The sequence below is a fragment of the Bacillus sp. NTK034 genome (assembly GCF_017303275.1).
Taxonomy (GTDB): Bacteria; Bacillota; Bacilli; order Bacillales; family Cytobacillaceae; genus Cytobacillus.
The window spans coordinates 1-2,486 of record NZ_JAFKOJ010000028.1 but is presented as its reverse complement, the minus strand read 5'-3'; the positions used below and the strand labels follow the sequence as shown (position 1 = coordinate 2,486).

The 2,486-nt window shown below is 40.2% G+C and carries 2 protein-coding genes; both read right to left on the bottom strand.

Annotated elements, in window-relative coordinates:
* Positions 1-44 precede the first annotated feature (44 nt).
* Positions 45-809 (bottom strand): IS21-like element IS643 family helper ATPase IstB, encoded by a 765-nt coding sequence (istB, locus tag JI665_RS28135; protein ID WP_071156330.1) that lies wholly within the window; start codon positions 807-809, stop codon positions 45-47.
* Positions 809-2,353, bottom strand: a complete 1,545-nt coding sequence (istA, locus tag JI665_RS28130; protein ID WP_139266809.1) for an IS21 family transposase — start codon at positions 2,351-2,353, stop codon at positions 809-811. Before istA ends, istB begins: the two co-directional genes overlap by 1 nt.
* Positions 2,354-2,486 lie beyond the last annotated feature (133 nt).

Sequence of the window (2,486 nt, the reverse complement as noted above, 5' to 3'; positions counted from 1 at the left end):
TGTAGACGTCAAGTCGAATTTTACACTTTTTGCTCGTTTCCTTTTTACACTTTTGCCGAAAAAATGCTTTTTCGGTTTTTCATGCGATGACTTTCCTCGTTTTCACCACCATGGATTACTTCCACACGATGAAGTAAGCGATCTAAAATAGCTGTCGTGATCCCTTGATCTCCAATTAGATTACCCCATTCATCTGGACTTTTATTTGAGGTCAGGATGATCGAACTCCGTTCGTATAAATGATTAATTAAATGAAAAAACAAGTTTGCCTCTCTCTGATCCATGGCCATATACATTAAATCATCAATAATCACAAGATCGGCATTTCTAATTCTTTTGAGCTGAACTTTAGATTTATTCAGGTATTCTTCTGATTTTAGAAGCTGCACAAGTTCACCCATTGTAGCGAAATAAACATTGAATCCTTTGTAAACAGCCTCGAGCCCAAGCCCAATGGCGATATACGTCTTTCCAATGCCAGGTGGCCCAAGAAGAATTAAATTGTACTGTTGTTCTAGCCAGCTTAATTCTCGGAGTTGGGAGAGCTGACGGGCTGTCAGAACGTTTTGGCCTTTCAGCTCAAACTCGTCTAGCGACTTCACGAAAGGGAAGCGTGCCCATTTCATCCTTTTCTCGAGGCTTTTGGCTTCACGTTTGGCTAATTCATATCGAGTGATAGATTCTAAAAATTCTAAGTAGGTCCATGATGATTTTTCAGCTTCGCGAAGAAGCTGCGGCAGCTCCTCCGCCGTCTCTGCTAAACGTAGCTGACGAAATTGGTCTTGTAATTCATGCACGGTCTTGTTCATCATGCTCTACCTCCTAAAATACTGGTATATGCATTTAGAGAACGGGTAGAGGCTTTGATATGAGAATGTGTCGGTGAACTTGTGTAAAAGGATTGTACCTCTTCCACCGGTTCATCTGGTAATGTATCAAGATGATGAGCGATGTCACGAAAATCATTCGCATTGTATAGTTTCTCTGTCATGCACTTGCTCAAAATAGTATCAATTAATGCGGGAGACTGCTGAATGACCTTATTGATCATGGCAAACTGATCTCGACGATACCTTGGGTATCTTAGGCTTATCTCATCTAAATAAGCAGTTGCCTGAACTTGATCTTCAAAGTTAGAGATGAGGCGTTGTTTGAATTCCTTAAGACCTTTAGAACGATCACGGGTATGATGACGGTTTTGAATGAGTTTTCCTTTTTCCGAGCTGACAATATGCTCGGCAATGACTTCACCTTTTGCTTCTCTGCGAATAACGAGCGTCTTTTGATCTTCGCCTTTCACTTCAATCCATACAAGGTTCTCACTCATTGTTTGATAAGTCCCGAGTGGGACGGAATAACGGTTTGACTTGTACCGGATCGTGTTGTCCTTACTCACACTTCTTGTTATACTTTGGTTATTGGTACTTTCATATGAAAGTAACGAAGAGACTGGCTGTAAGTGTTGCTTTTCGAGGAGAAACACTTCTGCTGGTCTTTTTTTCGTTGTCTGGTGAACCCGATGGTTTCCAGTACGCTCGAGCCATTGCCGCGCTCGTTTATTCCAATCTTCTATATCGCTAAACACACGACTGTCAGCGAAATTGCCTTTTATGTATTTCACTACATTTTCAATCATACCTTTAGACTCTGGATCAGCTTTTCTGCACAAATGAACTTTAAATTTACGCTCATTTACATAGCTTTGAAATTCAGCTGTTAAAAGCAGCTGTCCTGCATTTTCACTCACTGCGATTAAGTGGTCCTGGTCATAAACGATTTCTTCTGCTCGTCCCCCGTAGAACTTAAATGCATTTTCGTGACAACGAATCGCATCTTTTGTGGTAAAAGGACGTGTCTGCCATTCCATGTATTTATGTCTGGAGTGGGCGAGTACAAAGGCAATAAAGTATAGTTTGATTTCTTTATTGTCTATTGTTTTCTGTTTTGTTTCACCCCAGTCTACCTGGAGTTGTTTACCCATCGGTTGTTCAGGAACTGCTTCGTATTGACGGACAACCACTTTTTTCTCAATCTGATAGACTTCTCGAATATCCTTCACATACGTTCTGACCGTACTTCCACCGACCTCCAGGTGGGGATATCTCTCCAAAAGCCAATCATGGATCTGAGCACTACTCAAGTGAGGATATTCTTCTAGCCAGGCAAGTATCCAGTCTTTATAATGATCTAGTTTTTTCTTCTTTCCCAAAGGCTGTTCAGTATACGCTCTAGCTTCATCAAATGTCATCTCTAAATACTTATAGACAGTCGGTCTTGAGATCTTAAGCTCCTTAGCGATTTGTGCTACTTTAAAATTTCTCTTATTTAATTCCTGAATCTTTATATATAACACTAACTTCTCCTCCAAAATCCTAACCTCCAGTAAAATAACGTCACGATTTATTTTACTAAAGTAGTAGGTTGATTGAGCAAAAGTGTAAAATCTTATCGAGCAAAAACTGTCAACTTTATTCTAGCGTTTACAA

Coding starts and splice junctions, on each gene's coding strand:
- istB (WP_071156330.1), bottom strand. CDS start 809: ATGAACAAGACCGTGCATGAATTACAAGACCAATTTCGTCAGCTACGT.